Source organism: Streptomyces sp. NPDC048473 (assembly GCF_043200155.1).
GTDB lineage: Bacteria > Actinomycetota > Actinomycetes > Streptomycetales > Streptomycetaceae > Streptomyces.
In genome coordinates this window covers 1-22,598 of sequence record NZ_JBICXE010000051.1, presented here as the reverse complement: position 1 = coordinate 22,598, position 22,598 = coordinate 1, and the positions used below count along the sequence as shown (strand labels likewise).

The window sequence follows — 22,598 nt, the reverse complement described above, 5'->3', positions numbered from 1 at the left end:
AAGTTTTATGGAACGGGCTTGAGAGCGCCCGCACATGGCTGCTGGTGGACCTGCGCGCAGCGGGCCGAGCGCCTGCCGCCCGCACCGGCATCCTCGTCGACCAGCCCGTGCACCTCCGTCACGTGCAGCTCCTGCGGCCGGAAGTCGGCCAAGGCCACGAAGTCCTCGCGCAGCGACAGCGCCACCTGCGGCCCGATGTCCGCCATCCGCAACGGGCCCGCGAAGAGGCCCGACACCCTGCTGGGCGACCGCGGCTACGACCACGACAAGTACCGCCGTCCGGTCTGGGCCATGGGTGTCAAACCGGTGATCGCCCGCCGCGGCGTCCCGCACGGATCCGGACTCGGAGTCCACCGCTGGGTCGTCGAGCGGACCATCGCCCGGCTCCACGGCTTCCGCCGACTCCGTATCCGATGGGAACGACGCGACGACATCCACGAAACCTTCCTCGGCCTCGCCACCTGCCTCACCACTCACCGCCACGTCCAACGCCTTTGTCAGGACCTATTAGCAGGACCCGCTGGGCGGGATCCGGCACCGCGATGTCGCGGCGCTCGCTGCCTTCCTGGTCGGAGTCGGGGACGAGATGCGGGCATTTGGCCGCGGGATCAAGTGGGTTGATCGTGTCGGCGTCTGCTGACAGGCTGCCGCCATGGATCTAGGACTTGCGGGGAAGACAGCCTTCATCACCGGGGGGAGCAGCGGCATCGGGCTGGCCATCGGCCGGGTGCTGCAGGAAGAGGGGGCGTCGGTCACCGTCTGCGGACGGGATCCGGAAAGGCTGAAGGAGTCGGGACTGCCCGGCATCCAGGCGGACGTCACCGATCCGGACGCGCTCGCCCGGGCCGTCGACGAGGCGGCCGAGCAGATGGGCGGGCTCGACCTGCTGGTGGCCAATGCCGGCGGTGCGTACGGGGGTGGGCTGCTGGATTCCACGCCCGAGGACTGGCTGCGGACGTACGAGTTGAACGTGCTGCATGCCGCCCACGCCATCCGCACCGCGGTGCCGCACTTCGAGCGGCGCGGCGGCGGCAGCGCGCTCATAGTGGCGTCGATCACGGGGTGGAAGCCGGGCCCCAAGTCGTCGTACGCCTCGGCGAAGGCGGCGGAGATCCACCTCGCCGCCACACTCGGCCAGGAGCTGGGCCCGCGCAACATCCGGGTGAATGCGCTCAGTCCGGGTTCGGTGATGTTCGAGGGCGGGGGTTGGGCTTGGTTCCGGGACAACCGACCGGAGCAGTACGAGGCTTTCGCCCGCGACGACTTCCCCCGTGGGCGGTTGGTCGAGTTGCAGGAAGTGGCGGACGTGGCGTGCTTCCTCCTGTCGGCCCGCGCCGGCGGGGTCAACGGCACCAACATCTGCGTGGACGGCGCCCAGGACCACCCGAGCGCGGGCCGGTTCTTCCCGTAGACGCGTGGACAGTTGCCGCCGGTCGCGTCCGAAACCGGGCGGCGCCTGGCCGGCTGGAACGAGGCCGGCGTGTGGGACCGGCTGCATGCGGTGCTGCTGACGAAGCTGCGTACGGCCAAGCAGCTGGATTGGTCTCGGGCGGTGATCGACTCCTCCCACGTCCGGGCCGCTCGGCGCGGCCCCAAAGCGGCCCCGGCCCGGTCGACCTCGCACGGCCGGCAGCAAGCACCACGTCCTCACCGACGGCCAGGGCATCCCGCTTGCGGTGTCGCTGACCGGGCGGCAACCGCAACGACGTCATCCAGCTCATCCCGCTTCTCCAGCTGCGGGACTGGGTGCGGGCGGCCGGAGCGAAGCGGCCCCGGGGCGCCGGGCGGGTTTCCCGGAGAGCGATGAGCGGGGCGATCAGGGAACGGCCGGAGAGGGCTGCTTGTACGCGTCCGTCCTTGACGTCGTCGACGGCGGGAGTGGTTCGGAAGTGGGTCTGGTTCGTGCTCAGCCCGGGCTTTGCCGCAGACGAACATCGCAGCCCTCGCTGTTTCGCCATCGTTGAGGACGACGGCGTGCTTTACCCCCGAGAGCGCAGTCATTTACGCGCTGGGGGAGGGCCCTGGAGATCGAGGATGCCGCGGGCGTGGCCGAGCCGCTCGCTCTCCCCGTGGACGCGATGCATCAGAAAGGTGTCGTAGTCGATGCCTGGAGCATCAGCTGGACCCGGGGCTTTCCGGTCAACGGCTTGCCGTCGAACCCGCAGCGGTCAGGTCGCGATGGACGACGCGGGCCGCTCTTTCGACTGTGACGACGCCGTAGTCCATGGTGCGGTTGCCGGTCGAGAGGACAGCCATGCCGTAGTCGTGACCACCGCCGGTGAAGGCGCCCACGCTGTGCACCCGCCATCCGTTGGTGGTGCGCGGCAGCCAGCCATTCTTGACGTGCACCGTTGCCGTAGCGGGCGATCCGGCGGGCACCCCCCACCTCTGGTCGGGCGTGACGTGATTCATCAGATCGAGAGCGTAGCTGCGCGAGGCGGGGGTAAGCACCGCATTCTGCGCCGTCAGCAGCTGCATCAGCCGAAGCTGGTCTCCAGCGGTGATCTGGGTGAGGCCCCAGCTTCCACCGGGACCGGGAACGGTGTGCCGCATCTGTGCCAGAGCGAGGAACTTCTTGAAGCCGGCGGCACCGATCTGGTGCCAGAGGGAGGAGGTCGAGTCGTTGTCCGACTTGGTGATCATGGCGGTGGTCAGTTTCACCTCCCGCGGAGTCAGCTTCCGGTGGGCCTCCTCGGCCTGCCGCAGCAGTGCTCCGAGCACCGAAACCTTTACCACGCTGGCGGAGTCGAAATGCGTGTCGGCCTTGAGTTCGCAGGTGGTTTTGGTGATCCGGTCGTACAGGGCCAGAGACGATGTGCCCTGTCGTCCGTTGAGAGCACCGGCTATGTCGTGGGACAGCTCGGAGGCCAGGCCCGGCTTATTTGAGGTGCAGACGACCTTCGAACCACCCGCCGTGGCACTGGCGGTGCCGGCCGATGCTGGGGCAGCCATGGTCAATACGGTGAGCAATGAGCTTGCGGCCAGGGCAGTGGCCAGACCGCGCCGCGAGCAGGTCAATATGCGTGATCCATACATGAAGGCTGCGTCCTGTCCCGCTGTGTGTCGGAGGTCTCTGCCGGACCTCGTGTGGCCGGCTGGGAGTCGGCTCCCGCTGTGAGTGCTTACAACCGCTCAGAGAAGTGGGCTGCAGCAGGTTGCCGCCCTGGCATCTGTTCGGGCGGCGGAGAATCGATGAATGGGAATCGGGGCTCAGCCGTACCGGATCGGATCCCAGGAATTCATATGCCAACGGCGACCATACGTGGCCCGGAGACGGGTATTTCGAATATTGGGGGTGAAATGTCCGATATGGGAATTTCATCGACGTGTGATGTTCGCCAAATTGACGGCCCCTGAAGCGGCGCCCCCACGACCGCCGAGGCGACAGGACAGCTCACGTCTTGCCGGCGATTGCGTGGGTGCGCCCGACGGGGCGCATCTTGATGCTCAGCATGCTCGGCCCCCTCCGGGAGCGTCCGATCCCACGGCCGGCCGCCTCGTTCCCAGCTCCACCGAGGAAGCGGTTTGGCGCGGTCATCCCGAGGCCGGGCCAAGCGGCTCTGCCAGGCGGGGCGGATGTGACACGTCGTCCGGGGGAGGAGTGGCGTCGGACTGTTCGGCAGCGACGGCCACGGTGCCGAATCCGCACCCCTGCCGGGCGAGGCCATGGTGCTCGCGCAAGGTGGTCGCGGTGCACTCGGTGCGGAAGAGACCGCGTTTATGGAGGATCGGGACGACGTGATCGGCGAAGATCTCGAAGCCACTGGGGGAGGTGGGGCGGCATGATGCCCAAGCCGTCGGCCACCCCGCTCTCGAACCATTTCTGAGTGTGGTTCGCGACCTGCTCGGGCGTTCCGGCGGCGACCTTGTGGCTGCGTGCCCCGGCCAGGCGGTGCAGGAGCCGACGCACCGTGGGACGCTCACGGGGGACGATGTCCGCCACCACCTGATAGCGGCTGCTCTCGACCCGTTCGCCCCCGGTGGGGAGGAGGGCGGTGGGGACTCCTTGTCGAGGTCCTCCGTGGAAAGCTCCACGCAGCTGAGGCTACGGCGAAGATGAAGCGAGTACGCGGGCTGGGTCGGATCGTTGAACTCGTCCTGCAGGGCCCGCGCTTCGGCTTCGGTCGAGCCGATGAGGGCGCTGAAGCCGGGGAGGATCTCGATTCCGTCCGGGTCGTGCCACGGGCTACCTGGAAGGAGTGGAGCATTTCGGCAAGCGCGTGCTGCCGCTCGTACGCAAGTTGGAGGCCGAACAGCCCACCCCCGCACCGGTCACCACCTCCTGACTTCGCGCTCCGGCCGACCGTAGGTCATCGCCGTTCCTGGTGCGGAAGGTTCGGCAGGACGTGGTCTCCTAGCCTCGCCGTTTTCGGTTGAGATGAGGCCGGAAGCGGGGAGGAAATACGACAGTGCCTTCTGAGCTGGGACGATGAACGTTGTCGAGGGGTTCTGTCGGTCCAAGCGGAGGGCACTTTCTGCGTGCAGGGTATCGAGAACACGAGCTGCGCGATCGACTCGATCCTCCGGCGGGCGCAGGGTCGCGGCGGCGCGGGCACCCTCGCATAGGCTGGCCGTCTCATCCGACGCACCGCGACGAGGGTCAACCCATGCGCAGCAGCACCAGGATCCGCCTGATCGAGCCCACCGACGCCGCCTCGATCGCCGCGCATCGGGTGCGGGACTTCGAGGCTTTCCGGCCGTGGGAACCGGCCCAGCCGGCCGACTTCTTCACCCCGGACGGCCAGGCGGAGCGGATAGACAGCCTGCTGGCCGGATACCGGGCCGGTGCGGTCTGGCCGGGCGTGGTGCTCGCCGACGACCAGGTGATCGGGCAGGTCACCGTCGGAGGCATCCTGCCGCAGCCGCACCTGCGCCGCGGCTCCGTCGGATACTGGATCGCCAGCGTCGCCCAGAATCAAGGGCACGCCGGGCACGCCGTCGGGCTTGTACTACGGGTGATGACGGACGAACTCGGGTTGCACCGCGCCGAGGCGTCCACCAATCTGGAGAATCTGCCGTCGCAGCGGGTGCTGCGCCGCAACGGGTTCAGCCCGTACGGCGTCGCGCACTCCTCGATCTTTCTCGACGGGAGCTGGCGGGACGGGCTGCTGTGGGAGCGGGTCCTCGGCGACTAGCCTCGCCGTTTTCGGTTGAGATGAGGCCGGAAGCGGGGAGGAAATACGACAGTGCCTTCTGAGCTGGGACGATGAACGTTGTCGAGGGGTTCTGTCGGTCCAAGCGGAAGGCACTTTCTGCGCGCAGGGTATCGGTTCTCGTCCCAAGCTCCACGTCTCCACTGACGGTTCGGGGGCGGTCGGGCACGCGGGCGCACGTTTGCTGGCGGATCTTGCCGATGCCGCCGGTCCGACCACCGCCTACTCCACTGCGCTCAGGCCGCTGCGACCGCGTGGCGCCGGGCACGATCCAGGTCGGACCGCCACCGATCTCGCGGTGATGCTCGCCGACGGCGGTGAAAGAATGTCCTCGACCGACGGAAGTGGGCCAACCGCCAGGAACTACGGATCGCGATCGTGACCTGGATCGAGCGGACCTACCACCGACGCCGCAGACAGGCCTCACTCGGTCGGCTGACCCCCGTCGAATACGAAACCGTCATGACCACACCGGCCCTCCTGGCCGCGTGACCAAACCTGTCACCCAACCCTGCAGCAGACCCGCTCACTGCCCGAAGCTCTCTGGCATCCCTCCTTGCACCAGAACGGGACACTGCGAGACGGCGCCGAGGTCGCCGAACTGACCGGCATGGTCGACCTCGCCGGTTACCCGGTCGGCACCCGCATCACCGTGCGGCGCGAACGACCGCACCCCGGCGCCCAACTGTCCCTGTTCGACCACGACGAGGGCCTGCGGCACCAGGTATTCCTTACCGATACCCCTTACTCCGGCGGCAGCTCCGCACAGTTCCTTGAGGTCCGCCACCGAGGACACGCCACCGTCGAGGACCACATCCGGTGCGGCAAGAACACTGGCTTCGGCCGCTTCCCCTCCCGCCATTTCGACGTCAACGCCACCTGGCTCGAACTCAGCCTCACGGCGATCGATCTCCTCGCCTGGGCCCGCGTCCTCCTGCTGGATGGCGAACTCGCCGCCGCCGAACCCAAGAGACTTCGCTACCGGCTGCTACACGCTGCCGCCCGCCTCACCCGCGGTGGACGCCGCCTCCGCCTGCGGATCTCGGCGACCTGGCCCTGGAGACACGAACTGACCACGGCTTTCCACCGCCTTGCCGCACTGTCCCGACCGGTTGACTGACCTGCGGCCCCCCGCCCACCCACGATCCGAAGGACTTGGAGAACCCGACCATTGCGCCGGGACTCCACCACGCCCAGGCAACACAATCGCCTCGACCACCCAACAGTTGATGATCAACGCAGCCGCCTCAGCCCAACCGAAACGGCGAGGCTAGACGCCGCCGACTGATTCCTGCGCGCACTGAACTCTCTGAGCGTGTCGGCACGGTCCTCAAGGACGATGAGTCGCCCGTTGTCCTCTACTGCGGCGTTGGCATCTTCGCCGCCGGCACCGCGCTCCCGCTTCTCGGTGGTGATGACGTCGCCCTGTACGACCATTCGCTCAACGACCACCAGGTCGCGGACCTCGGATGGATGCCGGGCACGGATATCGGCGCGATCTCCGACACCCTGCGCAACTCGGTGCTCTTCGACGGGAGTGTGCAGTAGGGGCGCAGGGTCGGGGACGGCCATGGCGGTCAGCGGCCAGTCCCCGCCTCCGTGGTGGCGGTGCCCGTGACCGTGACGTTGTCCTTGCCGAGGACGACGTGCTGCACATCGCCCTCGGGCCATGCGATCCGGATCCTTGCCCCACACATCACCAGCACGTCGGCATCTAGGGGTTGCGCCGTCGCCTCGCCCGACAGGCGGGCGAGGCATACGAAGACCCCGTCGCCCTCCCCGGCATCGACCGTGCCCGTGACGACGGGCATCCAGCTCCTCTCGGTGTACGCCGTGCTGCCCGAGGCAACGGACGTCACTTCCCCGTCAAAGCAGTGCAGGGGATGGAGTTCGGAGACCAGGTGCGAGTCCGTGGCCCAGCCGGACTGCCGTACGGCGCTGTCCGGGCGGGGCCCCGACGACACGGTGGATCCGGACCTCGATGGCGCCGCGGGCGAGCGTCACCGAGGTCACGCGGACACCGGGCAGCTCCGTGTTGCCGAGGAGCGGCCGGTGAACGGAGGCCGCCCAGCCGGGGCCTGAGCCGAGGGGACTGTGGGGGCCGCGCCGCGTCAACTGCCCCTATTCCTCGGCAACTTGGACCAGCGGTCCGAAGTGGTTGTCGGGCTCGGCGCCGGGCGTGGTCGGACCGGTGCCCCTGGAGTGGGCGAGGCGTGCGTAGAGCGGATCGGCCTGGTCGGGCGGCAGGGCCTGACCATGACTGCCGTGGCTGTGCAGCCGTACGAGACCGTCGGCAGCCGTGGACTGCACCAGCCAGCCGGGCCCGGGCAGGGTAGTGACGGCATCGGCGGTCTCGTACGGGGCCGGCCGTTCCGGCTGCGTCCACTCCGGGTGGTCCGGCGGCAGCAGCAGTCCGACGAACCCCTTGCTCGCCCAGTACGGCGATGCTGTCCCCGAATATCCCTGCACGATCGGCTCGTACGGGCCGTGCCAGCCCAGTCCACATTCCAGTGGCACGATCGATCTCGGACAGCTGGGCTGGGGAACTTCGCCACCGCCTGGCGACAGGCAGGTCTGGGCCGGTACCTGCTCAACAGCGTGATCACCACCGGCAGTGCCGTTGTGCTGTCGACCCTGCTCGCCGTCGGCAGCGGTTACGCCTCTGGCGTGCTGCGGGTAGTGGGCGAACGGTGGCTGTTCCCGTTGCTGCTGCTCGGTCTGATGGTCCCGACGGAGACCGTCATCGTGCCCCTCTACTACGACTTCCTGGCCAACGGGCTCACCGACAAATACCGCGGCATCGTGCTCGCCCACGTCGGACGCGGCGTCAGCTTCGGCGTCTTCTGGATGCGCGCGGCGTTCCGTACGGTGCCGTCGGCGGTCGCCGAGGCGGCGGAGCTGGACGGCGCGGGCCCCTGGGCCCAACTGTGGCGCGTCCACCTCCCGATGATCCGCCCGGCCGTGATCACCTTCGTGCTCCTACGCGTCATGTGGACCTGGAACGACTACTTCCTCTCCCTGATCCTGGTCTCCGACCCCGCTCACCAGCCGCTGCCCCTCGGCCCGGGTGTGTTCTCCACCCGCTATGGGGTCCAGGCCAACCTCCTGGCCGAGGCCGCCGTACTGATCGCACTGCCCGTGTTGCTGCTCTACCTCTTCTTCCAGCGCGAGTTCATCCGCGGGATGCTCTCGGGGGCGGTGCGCGAGTAGGGCGTGGCGGGGGTGCGGACGGCTACCTGAACCTGGACAAGAAGGGCGCCAAGCTGCTGTTCCAGATCTTCACCGAGTGGGAGGTGTGCAAGGCGACCGTGGTGGCCACCGATTCCCCGTTCGCTGAGTGGGACGACACGTTCGGCGACCCCACGCGCTGCGCGTCATCGCGGACCGCATCACCTTCCGCTGCACGCTCATCCAGACGGGAAAGGAGTCCTACCGGTTCCGGGCCGCCGATGCCGAACGGCGCACGCGCTGGCAGGTGCCATGCCCCGGCCGGTCAGTCGCGGCTGGAGAGGGGAGTGCGTAACTCCACACGGAGCCGGACCGAGGTGCCGATCGGACCCCCCAAGTTCGAGTGGCGCAGTTCCTTGGCGTGGTTCGCGACGAGGTCGAGATCCTGCAGCTGGCGTCGGAGCTCGGCGGCCAGTGCCTTGTCCGGGGCCGGGAGGGGCCCTCCACCTTGATCGTGGACACCTCGACACTGAATCTTGAGTTTAGGGAGAGGAGGCCCAGGTGGGGACCTACAAGTGCCCGGAGGAGTTCCGGGCCGACGCGGTGGCGTTGGTGCGTTCGTCGGGCCGTCCTGTCTCGCGCATCGCTGACGAGCTCGGGGTGAACCACGAGACGCTGCGGCAGTGGGTGAAGGCCGCGGACAGGGCCGTGCGGCCCGAGGCCGTTGGGGACTCGGGGAAGGACGCAGAGATCGCGGCCTTGCCACGGCGATCACGGCGTCCAATACGGCTCGAAGGCGTTCGCCGACGTCTGTCGCAAAGCCGGATCCACCGGTCCATGGGGCGGTCGGCACCTCAGCCGACAATGCCGCCGCCGAGTCGTTCTTCGCCTCGCTGAAGCGGGAGATCCTGCCCGGACGATGCGGTTGGCCCAGCGAGCGGGCCGCCCGGCTCACCGCCTTCCGTCGGCTCGGCTTCTACAACCACAAGCGCAAGCACTCCACGATCGGCTGCCTCGCGCCCGTCACCTTCGAACAGAGATCAACTACGCTGACCATCGCCGCATGACAACCGGTGTTCACGGTCAAGGCGGAAGCCCCGTGTTGCGCGGCCCCCGGACCCGCACCGGAGTGCCGGTGTGCAGCTTGCCGTGCACGTACGCCGAGCCGCCTCGGCTGCCGGTACGCGCAGCACGCCGATGCGCCGCGAGGACCGGTTGCCGGGGCCGCCGCACAGGGAGTGGTTGCGGACCTGACCGGGGATTCGGACGGCGAGAACGGCGCGAAATGTTCGAGGAGACGGAGGCCTGCCGCTGCCGGACCGGGGGTTCGGGCGCCCATGAGATCCGCCAGCCGCCGCAGGTCTCGACGCACTGTCCACTCCGGCGCCCGACGTCTTCGCCCCTTGGCCGCCACGCGTTCACGCCTCTGCCTCGGCGGCGCTGCCCCCTGCGCCGCGGCAATCCACCGGGTGCAGGACGCGAAGCAGCCACCGGCGTCACCAGCTCGGCGTCGGCACGTCGCCGACGCACGCACAGGTAAGGGCGCGCCGCGCAATGAGACGCCAGAACCACAGGGCCCACTTCGCATGACAGCACCAAGACCGCCAGGACAGACTTACTGATCGTTTCAGAATGAGTTCGGTGTGTTGGCTTGGCAGTTGGGTGTTGTGTCGGCATGATCTGCCGGGTGTCTGCTGATCTTGTGCCTGATGACCTGTGGGAGCGTATAGCCCCGCTGCTGCCGGACCGGCCGCCCAGGCGGCGTCGGTATCCCGGTCGGTTGCCGGTGGATGACCGGGCCGCTCTGCGGGGCATTGTTTACGTGCTGTGCACGAGCGTGAGCTGGCGGGATGTTCCCGCAGAGCGGGTGGGTTGCAGTGGGGTGACGGCCTGGCGGCGTCTGCGGGACTGGACCGAGGCCGGGGTATGGCCCCGTCTGTACGAGGTACTTCTGGCGGAACTACGCAGAAAAGGCCTGCTGGAGATGGACGACGCGGCGATCGACGCCTCACACGTCAGGGTACTCAAAGGGGGGCTCACACCGGACCTTCGCCGGTCGACCGGGCCCGGCCCGGCAGCCAGCACGACTTGATCGTCGACCGGCACGGCACTCCGCCCGTTGTCTCTCTGACCGGCGGAAACCGTCACGAAGTCACTCAGCTCATGCTGCTGCTGGACGCCCTGCCCCGTATCCGCAGCCTGCGTGGCCGGCCACGCCGCCGCCCTCGGCGGCTGTTCGCCGACCGCGGCTACGACTTCGACAAGTACCGCCGTCTGATCCGGGCCCGTGGGATCACACCCAAGATCGCCCACCACGGCACACCGCACGGCTCCGGCCTGGGCAAGACACGGTGGGTCGTCGAGCACACCTTCGCCTGGCTCCACCAGTTCAAACGACTCCGCATCCGCTACGAGACACGCACAGAACTCCACCTCGCCCTACCCCAACTCTCCTGCAGCATCATCTGCTTGAGACGACTCCGAACCTCATTCTGAAACGATCAGTAAGAGGTGCTCACACAATGGACGCCCGGCTCGCAACGTCTGTTACACACTTCCCCCGCTAGCGCTGGGGGTGCCTGCGCGCCGGGTTGCCGAAATACCGCTCGTAGTTCCCCTGCGAGGGCCTTCCGGCGCCTTGCGATCGCACGCACCAGACGGCGAGCTGATCGGACTCCCATTTCGTGAGCACCTCTAAGGACAGCTAGGAGCACACGCATGACTGAAGAAAACCCTCCCACTCCCGTGGACCTGCCCGCCTTCAAACAGCGCCTGGGCCGCACGGGCGTGTGGCTCTCGTCGTTGTCCGCGGTGGCGGCGGACGAGGAGCGGCGTGCCGTCGCCGTCATCGAAGAACTTGGTTACGGGACGCTGTGGTTCGCCGAGGGCCCCACTGGAAAGGAAGCATTGACCCATGCTGCCGTCCTGTTGTCCGCAAGCCGGCGCCTGATGATCGCGACCGGCATCGCCAACATCTACGACGCGACGCGACCGCCGCGGCCAACGGCGCCAGGACGCTCTCCGAAGCGTGGCAAAGCCGTTTCGTGCTGGGCCTAGGCGTCAGCCACCTGCCGATGGTGAGCGGCCGAGGGCACGACTACAGCAAACCGGTGTCCACCATGCGGGCGTACCTCGATGCCATGGACGCGACGCCCGTCGACGCGCCGTTGCCCGAGCCGGTGCCGCGCGTGCTCGCCGCGCTGCGCCCGAAGATGCTGGAGCTCGCCGCGACGCGGGGCCAGGGGGCCCACTCCTACTTTGTCACGCCCGAACACACCCGCAGGGCTCGGGAGACCCTCGGCCCCGATCCCCTCCTCGCCCCCGAGCAAGCAGTGGTGGTCGACACCGACCCCGAGCGGGCGCGAGCCGCCGCCCGCGGGTACGCAGCCGTGTACCTGTCGCTGCCCAACTATCTGAACAACCTGCGCGAGCTGGGCTTCTCCGACTCCGACTTCGAAGACGGAGGCAGCGATGCGCTCATCGACGCGGTCGTCCCGTGGGGCGACCCGGAGACGCTGGCTGAGCACATTGGGGCGCACTACCGGGCCGGTGCCGACCACGTCGCCGTGCAGCCCATCGCGCAGACACTCGACCGGCAATTGGAGGACCTGCGCCTGCTCGCCCCCGTCCTGCCCCGCTGATCCGTGGCCCCGCCCCCGGGCTCGAAAGCGCTCCGCCGCTCCGGACCGCAGCACGCGGTACAGCGAAGTGGGCCGGACACGGATGTGGTCGTGGCGTATTCGCCGGTGTGACGGCGAGACGCGATGCATCCGCAGCGGCTTGCCATCGGAGGTCAGCACGAAGCAGTAGGCGTCACGGTGGCAGAGGAAGTAGGAGACAACGATCAAACCCTCGGCCGGCGCGTGCTGCTCCCGCAGCAGCGCGCGGCTCGCAGGGGTCGAAGTATGGTTCACCCACCCAGGGGCGCCGAGTGTGGCTCTAAAACCCTATGGGCCTTTTCGTCGTTTGTGCTGGACCGGATCCCTACCCGGCTGGTCCAGTTGGTAGGGGTACTGCGGGCCGCGATGCCTCACCGACGACAGGCCCGACACCGGACCAGGTCGCTCAAGTCCTCCATCCGCTGGTACCGCGATCCGAAGGCGCTGCCGAAACTGTTCGCGCGACGTCTTGTCTACGCGCATGTCGGCGCCGCTTGCTGCACGACCTCGAAGGACCACAGTGTGGACCCGCTCGCCGCCGGCTTGGGGCGGTCGCTGCCTTCCGTGTCATCGCTCTGGTGGGCTGTCTTCATGGGGCCCTCCATCCAGGCTTGGAAGGACTCTTCGTCACGCCACCGCGTGTAGACGAGGTAGTTGTCGGTGCCTTCAACGGGGCGGAGGAGTTCGAACCACTCGAACCCGTCGGAGTTTTCCACGGCATGGGCACGGGAGGCGAAGCGCTTCTCCAGTGTCTCCCGCTGCTCGGCGGGGACGGTCAGTACGTTGATTTTGACTACGCTCATGGCCTCATCCTGCCGCACGGCGGCCGACAGGATGAGGAGCGGCTCGTGCATGACGTGGTTCCGCGGGGCGCCGACCGGATCGGGACCGGTGCCGGGGCACGTGACGGTGCCCGCCCAGCTACGCCGCCCAGTCGAGTCCGGGGTCGGCGAGTTGTTGAGCTTGTCGGCGGTGAACTTGGCGCGCCTCGACTTCGTGTTCGACAGAAACACTCCGAGCTTGACCTCGGTCCCGTCCGGGAGGGTTTTCTACGTTCCCTCTGGGGACGGTCAGGGAGCCCGTATGGGTCGCAGGGCTGCCAAGCCCCGCTCGAAGGGCCCAGAGCCGCCCTTGCGGGCCCTCGCCGGTGTTTCTTTGGGGGCGGGCAGCGGCTGGACGCCGAGCTGCTGCTGACTCTCACTTCGTTGCCGGGGTGATTCTCACTGAGATGTCTGAGCAGGGGAGAGCGAAACTCCTGGGATAGAGGCTGATCCCCCGATCGGAGGCACGGGACGATCGGGGTGCGTGTCGGTGGCCAGCCTAAGACCGTGTCCTATGTGGTGATCGCTCATTGGGCTGTTCATGGGGCGGGATACGTGGAGTTGGATTGTTCCGGACGGGCTGTGGGAGATCGCGAAGCCGCTGATCCCGCCGTCGAAGGTGCGTCCACAGGGCGGCGGGACGCAGGACACGCCTGATGTGACACTGTTCGCGGCCGTCATCCACGTGCTGGTGAGCGGGTGTGCCTGGCGGGCTCTGCCACCGTGCTTCGGGATCTCGAAGTCCACCGCCCACCGGCGCTTCGTCATCTGGTCCAGAGCCGGTGTCTGGGGCCGGCTGCACGAGGCGGTGCTCGACCGTATCGACGAGTGCGGACTGCTCGACCTGTCCCGCGTGGTCCTCGACTCCGCCCACGTGAGGGCTAAAAAAGGGGCGAACTCACAGGCCCGAGCCCCGTGGACCGGGGCAGGCCCGGTTCCAAAATGTACGTCCCGTCGGACGCGGCCGGACTGCCCCTGGTCGTCGGCGTCTCCGCCGCCAACACCCACGACAGCCAAGGCATGAGCCCATGGTGGCCGGCCTCCAAACGAGACACGACCCCCACCGCGGCTGGAACTATAAACCCGGCAAGCTACACGCCGACAAGGCTTATGACATACCTGACCTGCGGAAATGGCTCCACGGGAAACGTATCGGCGTCCGCATCGCCCGCAAAGGCATCGAATCCAGCGAACGGCTCGGCCGCCGAAGATGGGTCATCGAACGCACCATGTCGTGGCTGACCGGCTACCGCAGACTCAACCACCGCTACGAACGCCACCCCCGCAACTACTTGGCATTCCCCGGCCTCGCCGCCACCCTCTGCTGCTACAAACGACTCCTCCGACTCACCACATAGGACACAGTCCTAACAATGGATTAGGTGATCAGTCCATCGGCGTCGGCCCGCGTCTGGAGCTGGGTGAGGATGTGCTGCCATGTCCCGTTCCGTTGCTGGCGGCGGAACAGTCCGTAGACCGTCTCCCACGGGCCATACCGCTCGGGCACATCCCGCCGGGGCACGCCGGTTCGCGTGCGGAATCGTATGCCGTTGATCAGCTTGCGCTTGGAGTGCTGCGGCGGTCGACCGGGCTTCCGGCCCCGAGGCAGGAGCATCTCCAAAACGGCCCATTGAACCTGTCAAATCTCCTCGCCCCACGGACCGTGATCACCCCACAGCCTTGATCCACTTCTGGGGGTGGTGGCGCGTGAGCTTCATCCGCGTGGTGTTCGCCGTCAGCCGAGACGGTCGCGACCGGCGGTGGTGCAGCGACAGGATGCTCACATGCAACCGATCTTCGTTCTCGTACACAGTCCGTCGGTGGGTCCCTCCACTTGGAACCCGGTGGCCGAACAGCTGACTGCCGCGGGATACCGGGTGCGCGTGCCGTCCTTGCTGCACGTGGGCGCCGGCGAACCACCGTTCTGGCCCCGGATCGCCAAAGCCGTCCGAGACGACCTCGGGGAGATCCCGACGGATCACCCCGTCATACTGGTGGCACACAGCAACGCGGGTCTGTTCCTCCCGTCTATCCGCTCGGGGCTCGACCATCCGGTGACCGGCTCGGTCTTCGTCGACGCCGCGCTACCGGCCCGCACCGGACCGACCCCCGTTGCTCCACCCGAACTCCTGGAGTTCCTCCGTCCTATGGCGGTGAACGGCATGCTGCCGCGCTGGACCGACTGGTGGGACGAGGCTGACATCGCGCCCATGTTCTCCGACCCGACGACGCGGCAGAAGGTCATTGTCGAGCAGCCCACGCTTCCGCTCGCCTACTACGAGCAGCGCGTCCCAGTCCCCGATGACTGGGACGACCACCCCTGTTCCTACCTGTTGTTCGGCCCCCCATACGACGGCATGTCCACCGACGCCCGCGAACGCGGCTGGCGGACCGCACACCTGCCCGGCGCGCATCTGCACCAGATCGTCGACCCCGTCGGGACCGCCCGGAACCTCCTCGATCTCACCACCGGTGAAGCCTGACAGCTACGACACACCGACCACCTGCTCGACTGCATCGCCGATCTCAAGTCGACTCCGCCGCCACTATAGAGGCATGATCCTTCCCCGTTCGGTGCCTACCTCGGCACCGGCGTCCCATCCGGAAGCAGTCCGTACCTCGCCCAAGTCGACGCCTTGAGCCAGTGCGATGTGCTTCATGCACCGGATCAGGTCCGCAGGCGACGCCGTATCGGGATCGGCCGTAATCCGCAGCTCCGCCTCTTGGCCACCCGGTGTCATGTCGCCCTCGCGATTGAGATGCCTTGGACGGACATGGTAAGCCGCTCCGCATCGGCATAGCTCAGATCCGCTGACGGGCGTAGCCGTCACGGGGTGCTCGCCGCCGGAAGGCAGTCGTGCGTGGGGCAAGGTCCTCGTATCGCCCCTTCGTCTCTTGCCCGGGGTCACCCGCGATGGGTGCGGAGCAGGTCAGCGACGGCGGCCGTGGGTGCCGGGCGTATAGCCGAAGGCGCGGCGGAAGACGTCGATGAAGGCGCTGGCGGAGGACCAGCCACAGTGGTGGGCGACCCTGGTCACCGGCACGTCGTCGGCGAGCATGCGCAGGGCGTGGTAGAGCCGCAGCTGGGTGCGCCACTGGGGGAAGGTCATGCCCAGTTCGCGGTGGAAGAGGCGGCTGAGGGTGCGCTCACCGGCCCCTGCTGTGGCTGCTGCCGGCGAGCACGCTGGTGGGCGGCGCCGGAGTCGCTCTCGTCGGGGTCAGCGTCTCCTACCCCCTCACTCTGGCGCTCGTCGCCGTGTCCGGGATCGGTGTCGCTGCCTATCACCCGGAAGCCGCACGCATGGCACGCAACGCCAGCAGCGGCAACCACACCGCGATGGGCTGGTTCTCCCTCGGCGGCAGCGTCGGCTTCGCCGCCGCACCCTTGCTGGTCTCCGCCGTCATTGCCGCGGGCGGCCTGCGCGCCTCACCGCTGCTGGTTGTCCCCGCCCTCGCCGGCGTGGTGTTGTGCGTGGCTGCGCTGCGGCGGATCAAGTCCCCCGCAGCAGGGACAGCCGGCGCTCGTGCCGACCGGGCCGTCGGTGGGGACGACTGGGCATCCTTCCTGAAGTTGTCGGGGGCCATCGTGTGCCGTTCGATCGTCTTCGTCGGCCTCGGTGCGTTCATCTCGCTGTACGTGCGCCAGCGCACCGGCGGCGGGGCCGTCTCGGGTACGGCGGCGCTGTTCGTGCTCTACCTCGGTGGCGCGGTGGGCACCGTGACCGGGGGAAAGCTCGCCACCCGCCATGGCCGTATCCCGGTCGTTCAGTGGTCCTATGTCCTGACCGTCCCCGCCGTGGCCGGCGTGGTCTTCGTTCCTGGGCCGCTGCTCTATGTATTCGTCGCCCTCACCTCGGCCGGTCTGTATGTGCCTTTCTCCCTGCACATCACCCTGGGCCAGGACTACCTGCCCCAGAGGGTGGGCACCGCCAGCGGCGTCACCTTGGGCCTGGCCGTCAGTATCGGCGGCATCGCCAGTCCGTTCATCGGCGCCATCGCGGACGCCGCCTCGCTGCAGACCGCTCTCGTACCGTTGATCGCGCTGCCTGCCCTCGGCTGGTTTCTCCTGCGCACCCTGAACGAACCCGAAATGCTCGACGCGGCCACCAGTCAGCCGCCGACCATCACACAGCCGGAACACGCCGCCGATGGCGATGGGACTGGGTGCCGGGCAGGGTGAAGCTGTCCGGGGTCTTGCCGGACGAACTCATGGCGCCGATACCGGCGGCGGCCCGCACGGCAATTCACGACAGCAGGACGAGGCGTCGTCGCCGGAACGCCAGTCGGCCGAGCCGATAGAGGAAGGTGGCCAAGGATTTCCCACCAGGAGAAATGATCATTGTCCGAGCTGGGGCCTGACTGACCCTTGATCTCAAGCCAGGAGCGGTATTCCGTGTCTCCTGCCTCCTATGGGACCTGATCCGGCCGGGCTCGGTCAGTGCTTCGCGGACCGGGCAGCGTAGCTCCCGAGCGGCCGTGACGGTGAACGGCCGCCCCCGGCGGGTGGTTCACCAGACCGGCCGGAGGCTGGCCGGGTGACCGCCAGGCAGCTGGTCCAGGTAGGTGCGCAGGTCGTGGTGGATGGCGTCGAGGCGGTCGACGCCGATGAGTTCGGCCCACTGCTGCTCGGTCTCGCTCCACAACTGGTCGGCGAGCCGCAGGTATTCCTGCCCTCGGTCGGTCAGTCGCAGGACCTGCGCGCGTCGGTCGGTGGGGTGGGGGTGGCGTTGGAGGTAGCCCCAGTCGGCGAGTTCGGTGACGGTCTTGGATGCGGACTGTTTGGTCACGCCGAGGTGGGACGCCAGGTCGACCGTCGTGGCCCCCGGGTGGTCGGCGAGGTAGCGGAAGGCATAGCCGTGCGCGGGGCGAAGGGGCTCGCGCCCCAACTCGGCCAGCCGGGCGTGCAGATGGTCGCTCATGGCGCGGAAGGCCATCGCGAGCATCAGCGGCACTTCGCCGGGTCTGCGGTCCGCACTGCCGACGGCCGGGGCAGGGTGTGTCTGCATGGCGTCCCTCCTGGGCGGGTGATGAGTACTCGACCATCATAGTCAGTTTGATTGACCTTTTTCGGAGCCTGGCCTATCGTCAAACTGGTCAGTCAAGTTGACCACTTCTGGAGGAATTCATGCCTTTGTCGACCATTGCCGATGCCAAGGTGTTCGACCGCGATGGCTTCACTTTCCGCCCGCTGGCCGTGCCTTCCCGTGGGAGCGTGGAACTCGCGATCTGGGCGCTGGAGATCGCCCCGGGGGCGGCCAGTGAGGCGCACGCGATGGACCGCGAAGAGGTCTTCGTCGTCGTCAGCGGCAAGGTCTCGGCCACCGTTGCAGGACTGGAGGTCAACGCGGGGGACGGCGACGCGATCATCGTCCCCGCCGGCACGGAGCTGCAGATCCGCAACACCTGCGCCGAAAACCCCGCGACACTCACCGCGGTGACCTCGGCCGGGATGAAGGCCACGGTCGGCGACTCGACGTTCCCCCCGCCGTGGGCCCAGTGAATTGACGCGGGCATCGGGACACCCGCTGCTCCGCCGGACCTCGGCGGAGCAGCGACCCTACCGAGGAGAAGAAGCAGCCCTACGGGCAGAAGATGTTGCAGAAGAGTGGAGCAGACCACCATGACCGCCACCACCCGCATCGACGTGCACGCCCACTTCCTGCCCGATGCCTACCTCAGGGCCGCCGCGGACGCCGGACTGACCAGCTTCGACGGCGGCATTCCCATCCCGCCCTGGAGCCCGGACGCAGCAATGGAGTTCATGGACCGTCAGGGCGTCACCGCGCAGGTGCTCTCGGTCCCTTCACCCACCGCCCACCGCCTCGCCGGAACCGCCGGAGCACCGGCCCTGGCCCGTCGTCTCAATGACGCGGCCGCCCAGGTCATCGAGCAGCACCCGAGCCGCTTCGGAGCTCTGGCGCACCTGCCGCTGCCCGACGTGGACGCGGCCCTGGCAGAGATCGCCCACGCCCTGGACGTGCTGGCGCTCGACGGTGTCATCCTGGCAACCAACTACGGCGGCAGCTATCCCGGCGAGCCCGCTCTCGATCCGATCCTGGCGGAGCTCGACCGACGCCACGCCACCGTGCTACTCCACCCCACCGCCCCCGTCTGCTTCGCGCAGACCGGTCTGGGGCGTCCCGCACCACTCATCGAGTTCGTCTTCGACGTCGCCCGTACGGTCACCCACCTCATCTACACCGGCACGCTGACCCGTTACCCCCATCTGAAGATCATCCTTCCGCACGCCGGGGGAGCCGTACCGGCCCTCGCCTGGCGCATCTCCGCCTTCGCCGCACAACCCGCCCTCACCCCCGGCGCGGATCTCGCCCCCGCCACCGTTTCGGCGCAGCTGCGCGGCCTCTACTACGACCTCGCCCTCGGAGCAAACCCGCACTCCCTTTCCACTCTGCTGGAAACCGCCGACCCCAGTCACCTGCTGTTCGGCACCGACTACCCCTTCAGTCCCGAACCCCTCATCACCGCCAACGCCCGCGGTCTGCGTGGCTATCCGGGCATCACCGACAGCGTCCACCGCCTCATCGAGGCCGACAACGCGCTTCCCCTCCTCCCGCAGCTCGCCGCACGGCTTGCCTAAAAGCCCCGCCGCACGCTGGCAGAGCGCTGAACTCCCCGGAATGGTGCCGGGTGATCCACCCTCGGTCGGACAGGCGTCTCGCCCGCGAGCGCACCCCTTCGATCTTCGCCGGCACCTGCTCCAGGCCCAGGGCCGCTGCCGGCTCCTTGGCGCGCATTCCGCCCCTGCCCGCCACTGCTCCGGCTTCCAGGGCCGACATGATCCGCTGGTAGTCCGCCGCGAGGACCCCACTGGTCAGGTGCTCACTGCCGCGGGGAACCGGCGACCCCGCCACCGCAGCAGTCACCATGGCGGTTCCGGCCCTGTCCTTCGCCACGTCCACGGTCTGAACGGACGGTTCGGCCAGCACCTGCACCACCGCTTCACGGGCGATGACCAGCCGCTCAAGGGCCCGCTCGGCCTCGTCGAGCACGGCCGCGATCCGGGCCGCTTCCTCCCACACCCGCACGACCGCTTCCCTCGCGGCCGACTCCTTCGCCTCCAGCAGACCCGGCGCCGACGGCACCCGCCACCTCCACCCGATCAAGGAGCGACACGACGCCCCAGCACTCCCTTGCCGAAGGGCACTTCACTCCTCACCAGTGGAAACTCAACGGCCGTGATCGGAATGACAACGGCTTCTGAGGTTCGCCAGCGGAGAGGTTCACGTGGCCGATCACGTGCTGGTACGTGGGCACACCGACGAGTGCTCGGTCGCGACTGCCGAGGCGCCGCCGCGCCCCTGCACCTACAGCGAGAGGCAGGAGTCGGCCGGCGCCGTGATCGACAAGATTTCGCCCCGCAGATCACCGGGCTGTCCGCGCTGGAACGCGAAGTCATTCATGCGCGTCCGGAACGGACTGTTCACAACCCCACCGCCAAGGCCGCCATCGGCATGGCCGTGTGGGACGTGATCGGGCAAGCGGCCGGGATGGCGGTCCTTGAACTGCTCGGCGGCTGGTCGGACCGGATGCGCGTCAGCCACATGGTCGGCTTCGCCCCCGCCGCCCAGATGGTCGCGGAAGCGGAAAAGATCCAGGACACCTATGGCATCGCGACCTTCAAAACGAAGGTGGGCCGCCATCCCTGTACCCAGGATGCAGAGGCCTGCCGCGCGTCGCGCGCGGCGCTACCGGCAGGGCATGATGCTCACCGCCCGTGCCACCAGCCGCGCGGAACGCGCCTGGCTCCGGGACGTACGCGGCGAGGACGCCCCCGAGGCCGACGCCGCGCCCGGCCGGAGCACTCCCCGTACGAGCGAAGAACCCCCGAGCTGAGGGGCATTCTCGGCGGTTGGCTCGTGATCGTCCGGGGCGAGTTCTCACACATCGAGTTCCAGGGCTTGCAGGTACCGGGCCGGGGCGGCGCAGTCTCGGTGCGCCCGCTGCGGTCGGCGGCGCCGTATGTGTGCAGCCTGGGATCAGCGGGCGCTGAGTGGCGCAGCCGCAGTACGTTTGGACGCCATGCGGATCACGAAATACACCCACGCTTGTGTACGGCTGGAACACGAGGGCCGGGTGCTGGTCATCGATCCCGGTGTGTGGAGCGAGCCGGCTGCCTTGACCGGTGCGGACGCTGTACTGGTGACTCACGAACACGCCGATCACATCGATGTCCTTCGCCTGGCCGGGCTCGGCGTGCCGGTATACGCCCCTGCCGACGCGAACATTCCACGGCTGGAGTTCCTCGGGGTGTCCTGCGGCGCGGAGTTCACCGTCGCTGACTTCCGGGTACGGGCGGTTGGCGGGCGTCATGCGATCATCTACGGCGGCCAACCGGAGTGTGCGAACCTCGGCTACATCCTCGACGAGGCGATCTATCATCCCGGTGACTCGCTTCACGTGCCCGATCAGCCGATCGAGACGCTCCTGGTTCCGGCCCAAGGATCGTGGATGAAGACAGCGGAGGCGATCGACTTCGTCAAGGCGATCAAACCGCAGCGGGCGTTCGCGATTCACGACGCCCAGATCAACGATCGCGGCCTCAGCAGCGTTAACGGCTGGCTCGCCGAGGAGACCGACAACGGCTACCGATATCTGAGGCCCGGCGAATCGGTCTGAGGAGCCCGCAGGTCCCCGGCGGCGAGATGTGCGTAGGTTTGTCGGCCGCCTCCGAGGGACGGAAGGTCCTGGATGTTCAGGCTGCTGGACTTGAACTTGTCCCCGTCGACTGCGTTGGCGAGGCGATTTCGCCAGCGCCGTGAGGATGTCCAACAGAGGGCGATGCAGCCGGTGCGGTTTGACGTAGCGGAAGTTCTGGAGAATCGGAAGGATCTGGTCTTGCTGTCCGCCCTGAATGCTCCAGGGCGAGAACTTCCGCTCTCCTTGGGTCACGCGGCAACGGACGAACGTCGAGGCGGCTGGCTGTTCCCAGGCGATGTAGGTTCCGCCGCCGCGACCGGGTAGTGGCAGGCAGCGTGCGATTGCTTCCCAATCCGGGTCTTTCAGCAGCTAGTTGCGCATGCGTGCTCGCCGTCTCTGATAAACGACAAGTGCTCGTCTGCTCCGAGTTCGGCAGTCAGGCCGGCGAGGGCTTTGACGAAGTGTTCTGAGCTGTCTGTGTCTCGCAGCCATCGGCCAAGCGCGGTCGCGGCCCCGCGTGTGTAACCGGGGCGGTGGATTCCGAAGAATTCGTGTGGGCTGTGGGCGGGCTGGTGGCCCTCGTCGGTCTGCCGTTGCGGACGTGTGTGGAAGAGTTGTGGGTTTCGTCAGCTGGGATCGGATCTAGAAGTGGCCTGTTCCCATAGGTCCAGTCCCGCGCGGAGGAGTTCGCATGCAGCTGCCGTCTCTTCGTCCGTCCAGGTCTCCTCGCCGCCGTCGGCTGCGAGAGCGTTGCCGCCGAAGATCTTTTCGTAGGCGTTGTCGTGGATCGCTCCTTGCGTGGGGAGGGGTGGGCTGGCCTTCAGGCTGTGTGAGAGGTCTTCGAAGAAGTTCCACGCTTCCAGCAGCAGCCCTGCCGACGCTGAGTCATGGTGAGGGTGCTCGACCCACCGCCGTACGGCGCCCAGGTCGAGAGCGTCTTCCTCCCCCCAGATGAGCTCCCAGCGGTTGCTGTTGCATTGTTCCTGCAGCGTCTTGGGGTCGTGGAACGCGAGGAGTCGTCCGCGGTTGTCCACTACGAGCTCGTTAGGGCGCGTATCGGGTTGTGATCAATCTGCCGGATTCGGCTTCGTGGCGGGGTCTGATCAGGTAAATCTTCATGCGTGACGCGAGTGCAACTG

Annotated in this window: 21 protein-coding genes and 11 pseudogenes; 21 read left to right on the top strand and 11 right to left on the bottom strand. The window is 67.8% G+C overall.

Annotated features, from left to right (window positions below; genetic code table 11):
* Positions 1 to 5: 5 nt before the first annotated feature.
* Positions 6 to 236 (bottom strand): hypothetical protein, encoded by a 231-nt coding sequence (locus tag ACGFU7_RS41015; protein WP_393703195.1) that lies wholly within the window; start codon positions 234 to 236, stop codon positions 6 to 8.
* Here ACGFU7_RS41015 and ACGFU7_RS41010 point away from each other — a divergent pair.
* The 3 genes and pseudogenes from ACGFU7_RS41010 to ACGFU7_RS41000 all read left to right on the top strand — a co-directional run.
* A pseudogene (locus ACGFU7_RS41010) lies at positions 217 to 495 on the top strand (transposase); the annotation flags it as partial. The gene ACGFU7_RS41015 and the pseudogene ACGFU7_RS41010 sit on opposite strands and share 20 nt — an antisense overlap.
* Before the next feature lie 157 nt (positions 496 to 652).
* Positions 653 to 1,411, top strand: a complete 759-nt coding sequence (locus tag ACGFU7_RS41005; RefSeq protein WP_393703165.1) for an SDR family NAD(P)-dependent oxidoreductase — start codon at positions 653 to 655, stop codon at positions 1,409 to 1,411.
* A 39-nt stretch (positions 1,412 to 1,450) separates the two neighbouring features.
* Positions 1,451 to 1,776: pseudogene (locus ACGFU7_RS41000) on the top strand (transposase); the annotation flags it as partial.
* Between the two features lie 363 nt (positions 1,777 to 2,139).
* Here the strand turns inward: ACGFU7_RS41000 and ACGFU7_RS40995 are convergent.
* Positions 2,140 to 2,952, bottom strand: coding sequence for a serine hydrolase (locus ACGFU7_RS40995; protein ID WP_393703163.1), 813 nt, complete (start codon positions 2,950 to 2,952; stop codon positions 2,140 to 2,142).
* 1,655 nt (positions 2,953 to 4,607) lie between these two features.
* On the opposite strand from ACGFU7_RS40995, the gene ACGFU7_RS40990 reads away from it, so the two are divergent.
* The 4 genes and pseudogenes from ACGFU7_RS40990 to ACGFU7_RS40975 all read left to right on the top strand — a co-directional run.
* Positions 4,608 to 5,135: a GNAT family N-acetyltransferase gene (locus ACGFU7_RS40990; protein ID WP_393703161.1), complete on the top strand. Its 528-nt coding sequence runs from the start codon at positions 4,608 to 4,610 to the stop codon at positions 5,133 to 5,135.
* A gap of 130 nt (positions 5,136 to 5,265) precedes the next feature.
* Positions 5,266 to 5,469: pseudogene (locus ACGFU7_RS40985) on the top strand (IS1380 family transposase); the annotation flags it as partial.
* A gap of 5 nt (positions 5,470 to 5,474) precedes the next feature.
* Positions 5,475 to 5,645 (top strand): annotated as a pseudogene (locus tag ACGFU7_RS40980) (IS3 family transposase); the annotation flags it as partial.
* Positions 5,646 to 5,718: 73 nt separating this feature from the next.
* Positions 5,719 to 6,273, top strand: a pseudogene (locus ACGFU7_RS40975) (transposase); the annotation flags it as partial.
* 113 nt (positions 6,274 to 6,386) lie between these two features.
* Here the strand turns inward: ACGFU7_RS40975 and ACGFU7_RS40970 are convergent.
* From ACGFU7_RS40970 to ACGFU7_RS40960, 3 genes are all read right to left on the bottom strand, one after another.
* Complete coding sequence (locus ACGFU7_RS40970; RefSeq protein WP_393703159.1) at positions 6,387 to 6,725, bottom strand: hypothetical protein; 339 nt, start codon at positions 6,723 to 6,725, stop codon at positions 6,387 to 6,389.
* Between the two features lie 5 nt (positions 6,726 to 6,730).
* Complete coding sequence (locus tag ACGFU7_RS40965; RefSeq protein ID WP_393703157.1) at positions 6,731 to 7,117, bottom strand: hypothetical protein; 387 nt, start codon at positions 7,115 to 7,117, stop codon at positions 6,731 to 6,733.
* Positions 7,118 to 7,274: 157 nt separating this feature from the next.
* Positions 7,275 to 7,670 carry a DUF2264 domain-containing protein gene (locus ACGFU7_RS40960; protein WP_393703155.1) on the bottom strand — a complete coding sequence of 132 codons (396 nt, stop codon included), beginning with the start codon at positions 7,668 to 7,670 and terminating at the stop codon, positions 7,275 to 7,277.
* An 81-nt stretch (positions 7,671 to 7,751) separates the two neighbouring features.
* On the opposite strand from ACGFU7_RS40960, the gene ACGFU7_RS40955 reads away from it, so the two are divergent.
* The 6 genes and pseudogenes from ACGFU7_RS40955 to ACGFU7_RS40930 all read left to right on the top strand — a co-directional run bounded on the left by ACGFU7_RS40955 (position 7,752) and on the right by ACGFU7_RS40930 (position 11,962).
* Positions 7,752 to 8,363 (top strand): carbohydrate ABC transporter permease, encoded by a 612-nt coding sequence (locus ACGFU7_RS40955; RefSeq protein ID WP_393703153.1) that lies wholly within the window; start codon positions 7,752 to 7,754, stop codon positions 8,361 to 8,363.
* Positions 8,364 to 8,389: 26 nt separating this feature from the next.
* Positions 8,390 to 8,833 (top strand): hypothetical protein, encoded by a 444-nt coding sequence (locus ACGFU7_RS40950; RefSeq protein WP_393703193.1) that lies wholly within the window; start codon positions 8,390 to 8,392, stop codon positions 8,831 to 8,833.
* Between the two features lie 49 nt (positions 8,834 to 8,882).
* Positions 8,883 to 8,981 (top strand): annotated as a pseudogene (locus ACGFU7_RS40945) (hypothetical protein); the annotation flags it as partial.
* 23 nt (positions 8,982 to 9,004) lie between these two features.
* The gene (locus ACGFU7_RS40940; RefSeq protein ID WP_393703151.1) at positions 9,005 to 9,388 is read left to right on the top strand and encodes an integrase core domain-containing protein; all 384 of its coding nucleotides are present in this window, start codon (positions 9,005 to 9,007) and stop codon (positions 9,386 to 9,388) included.
* A 620-nt stretch (positions 9,389 to 10,008) separates the two neighbouring features.
* Positions 10,009 to 10,817 (top strand): IS5 family transposase gene (locus ACGFU7_RS40935; protein ID WP_393703149.1). Its coding sequence is split into 2 segments (ribosomal slippage): positions 10,009 to 10,348 and positions 10,348 to 10,817, totalling 810 coding nucleotides; the frame shifts between segments, so codons are not numbered across the junction.
* Between the two features lie 222 nt (positions 10,818 to 11,039).
* Positions 11,040 to 11,962, top strand: a pseudogene (locus ACGFU7_RS40930) (TIGR03620 family F420-dependent LLM class oxidoreductase).
* Positions 11,963 to 12,453: 491 nt separating this feature from the next.
* Here the strand turns inward: ACGFU7_RS40930 and ACGFU7_RS40925 are convergent.
* Positions 12,454 to 12,783, bottom strand: coding sequence for an antibiotic biosynthesis monooxygenase family protein (locus ACGFU7_RS40925; protein ID WP_393703148.1), 330 nt, complete (start codon positions 12,781 to 12,783; stop codon positions 12,454 to 12,456).
* A gap of 559 nt (positions 12,784 to 13,342) precedes the next feature.
* Here ACGFU7_RS40925 and ACGFU7_RS40920 point away from each other — a divergent pair.
* Positions 13,343 to 14,159, top strand: a pseudogene (locus ACGFU7_RS40920) (IS5 family transposase).
* Between the two features lie 20 nt (positions 14,160 to 14,179).
* On the opposite strand, the gene ACGFU7_RS40915 reads toward ACGFU7_RS40920, so the two are convergent.
* Positions 14,180 to 14,416 (bottom strand): transposase, encoded by a 237-nt coding sequence (locus ACGFU7_RS40915; RefSeq protein WP_393703146.1) that lies wholly within the window; start codon positions 14,414 to 14,416, stop codon positions 14,180 to 14,182.
* 205 nt (positions 14,417 to 14,621) lie between these two features.
* On the opposite strand from ACGFU7_RS40915, the gene ACGFU7_RS40910 reads away from it, so the two are divergent.
* Complete coding sequence (locus tag ACGFU7_RS40910; RefSeq protein WP_393703145.1) at positions 14,622 to 15,284, top strand: alpha/beta hydrolase; 663 nt, start codon at positions 14,622 to 14,624, stop codon at positions 15,282 to 15,284.
* 447 nt (positions 15,285 to 15,731) lie between these two features.
* Here ACGFU7_RS40910 and ACGFU7_RS40905 read toward each other — a convergent pair.
* Positions 15,732 to 15,968 (bottom strand): annotated as a pseudogene (locus tag ACGFU7_RS40905) (helix-turn-helix transcriptional regulator); the annotation flags it as partial.
* Here ACGFU7_RS40905 and ACGFU7_RS40900 point away from each other — a divergent pair.
* A pseudogene (locus ACGFU7_RS40900) lies at positions 15,956 to 16,981 on the top strand (MFS transporter); the annotation flags it as partial. The pseudogenes ACGFU7_RS40905 and ACGFU7_RS40900 overlap by 13 nt on opposite strands.
* Positions 16,982 to 17,309: 328 nt before the next feature.
* Here ACGFU7_RS40900 and ACGFU7_RS40895 read toward each other — a convergent pair.
* A complete protein-coding gene (locus ACGFU7_RS40895) occupies positions 17,310 to 17,807 on the bottom strand; it encodes a MarR family winged helix-turn-helix transcriptional regulator (RefSeq protein WP_393703144.1) in 498 nt (165 codons plus the stop codon).
* Between the two features lie 119 nt (positions 17,808 to 17,926).
* On the opposite strand from ACGFU7_RS40895, the gene ACGFU7_RS40890 reads away from it, so the two are divergent.
* Together ACGFU7_RS40890 and ACGFU7_RS40885 are read left to right on the top strand one after the other, a co-directional pair.
* A complete protein-coding gene (locus ACGFU7_RS40890; RefSeq protein ID WP_393703143.1) occupies positions 17,927 to 18,301 on the top strand; it encodes a cupin domain-containing protein in 375 nt (124 codons plus the stop codon).
* Between the two features lie 120 nt (positions 18,302 to 18,421).
* Positions 18,422 to 19,399, top strand: coding sequence for an amidohydrolase family protein (locus ACGFU7_RS40885; RefSeq protein ID WP_393703141.1), 978 nt, complete (start codon positions 18,422 to 18,424; stop codon positions 19,397 to 19,399).
* Here the strand turns inward: ACGFU7_RS40885 and ACGFU7_RS40880 are convergent.
* The gene (locus tag ACGFU7_RS40880; protein ID WP_393703140.1) at positions 19,341 to 19,904 is read right to left on the bottom strand and encodes a hypothetical protein; all 564 of its coding nucleotides are present in this window, start codon (positions 19,902 to 19,904) and stop codon (positions 19,341 to 19,343) included. The two genes, ACGFU7_RS40885 and ACGFU7_RS40880, sit on opposite strands and share 59 nt — an antisense overlap.
* A gap of 102 nt (positions 19,905 to 20,006) precedes the next feature.
* Here ACGFU7_RS40880 and ACGFU7_RS40875 point away from each other — a divergent pair.
* The 3 genes and pseudogenes from ACGFU7_RS40875 to ACGFU7_RS40865 all read left to right on the top strand — a co-directional run.
* Positions 20,007 to 20,273: pseudogene (locus tag ACGFU7_RS40875) on the top strand (hypothetical protein); the annotation flags it as partial.
* A gap of 202 nt (positions 20,274 to 20,475) precedes the next feature.
* The gene (locus ACGFU7_RS40870; RefSeq protein ID WP_393703139.1) at positions 20,476 to 20,655 is read left to right on the top strand and encodes a hypothetical protein; all 180 of its coding nucleotides are present in this window, start codon (positions 20,476 to 20,478) and stop codon (positions 20,653 to 20,655) included.
* A gap of 186 nt (positions 20,656 to 20,841) precedes the next feature.
* The gene (locus ACGFU7_RS40865) at positions 20,842 to 21,438 is read left to right on the top strand and encodes an MBL fold metallo-hydrolase (protein ID WP_393703137.1); all 597 of its coding nucleotides are present in this window, start codon (positions 20,842 to 20,844) and stop codon (positions 21,436 to 21,438) included.
* A gap of 647 nt (positions 21,439 to 22,085) precedes the next feature.
* On the opposite strand, the gene ACGFU7_RS40860 is transcribed toward ACGFU7_RS40865, so the two are convergent.
* The gene (locus tag ACGFU7_RS40860; RefSeq protein WP_393703135.1) at positions 22,086 to 22,493 is read right to left on the bottom strand and encodes a hypothetical protein; all 408 of its coding nucleotides are present in this window, start codon (positions 22,491 to 22,493) and stop codon (positions 22,086 to 22,088) included.
* Between the last annotated feature and the right edge of the window lie 105 nt (positions 22,494 to 22,598).

Coding starts and splice junctions, on each gene's coding strand:
- ACGFU7_RS40995 (WP_393703163.1), bottom strand. CDS start 2,952: ATGGCTGCCCCAGCATCGGCCGGCACCGCCAGTGCCACGGCGGGTGGT.
- ACGFU7_RS40865 (WP_393703137.1), top strand. CDS start 20,842: ATGCGGATCACGAAATACACCCACGCTTGTGTACGGCTGGAACACGAG.
- ACGFU7_RS40970 (WP_393703159.1), bottom strand. CDS start 6,725: ATGGCCGTCCCCGACCCTGCGCCCCTACTGCACACTCCCGTCGAAGAG.
- ACGFU7_RS41005 (WP_393703165.1), top strand. CDS start 653: ATGGATCTAGGACTTGCGGGGAAGACAGCCTTCATCACCGGGGGGAGC.
- ACGFU7_RS40885 (WP_393703141.1), top strand. CDS start 18,422: ATGACCGCCACCACCCGCATCGACGTGCACGCCCACTTCCTGCCCGAT.
- ACGFU7_RS40915 (WP_393703146.1), bottom strand. CDS start 14,416: ATGCTCCTGCCTCGGGGCCGGAAGCCCGGTCGACCGCCGCAGCACTCC.
- ACGFU7_RS40990 (WP_393703161.1), top strand. CDS start 4,608: ATGCGCAGCAGCACCAGGATCCGCCTGATCGAGCCCACCGACGCCGCC.
- ACGFU7_RS40895 (WP_393703144.1), bottom strand. CDS start 17,807: ATGCAGACACACCCTGCCCCGGCCGTCGGCAGTGCGGACCGCAGACCC.
- ACGFU7_RS40870 (WP_393703139.1), top strand. CDS start 20,476: ATGCAGAGGCCTGCCGCGCGTCGCGCGCGGCGCTACCGGCAGGGCATG.
- ACGFU7_RS40890 (WP_393703143.1), top strand. CDS start 17,927: ATGCCTTTGTCGACCATTGCCGATGCCAAGGTGTTCGACCGCGATGGC.
- ACGFU7_RS40925 (WP_393703148.1), bottom strand. CDS start 12,783: ATGAGCGTAGTCAAAATCAACGTACTGACCGTCCCCGCCGAGCAGCGG.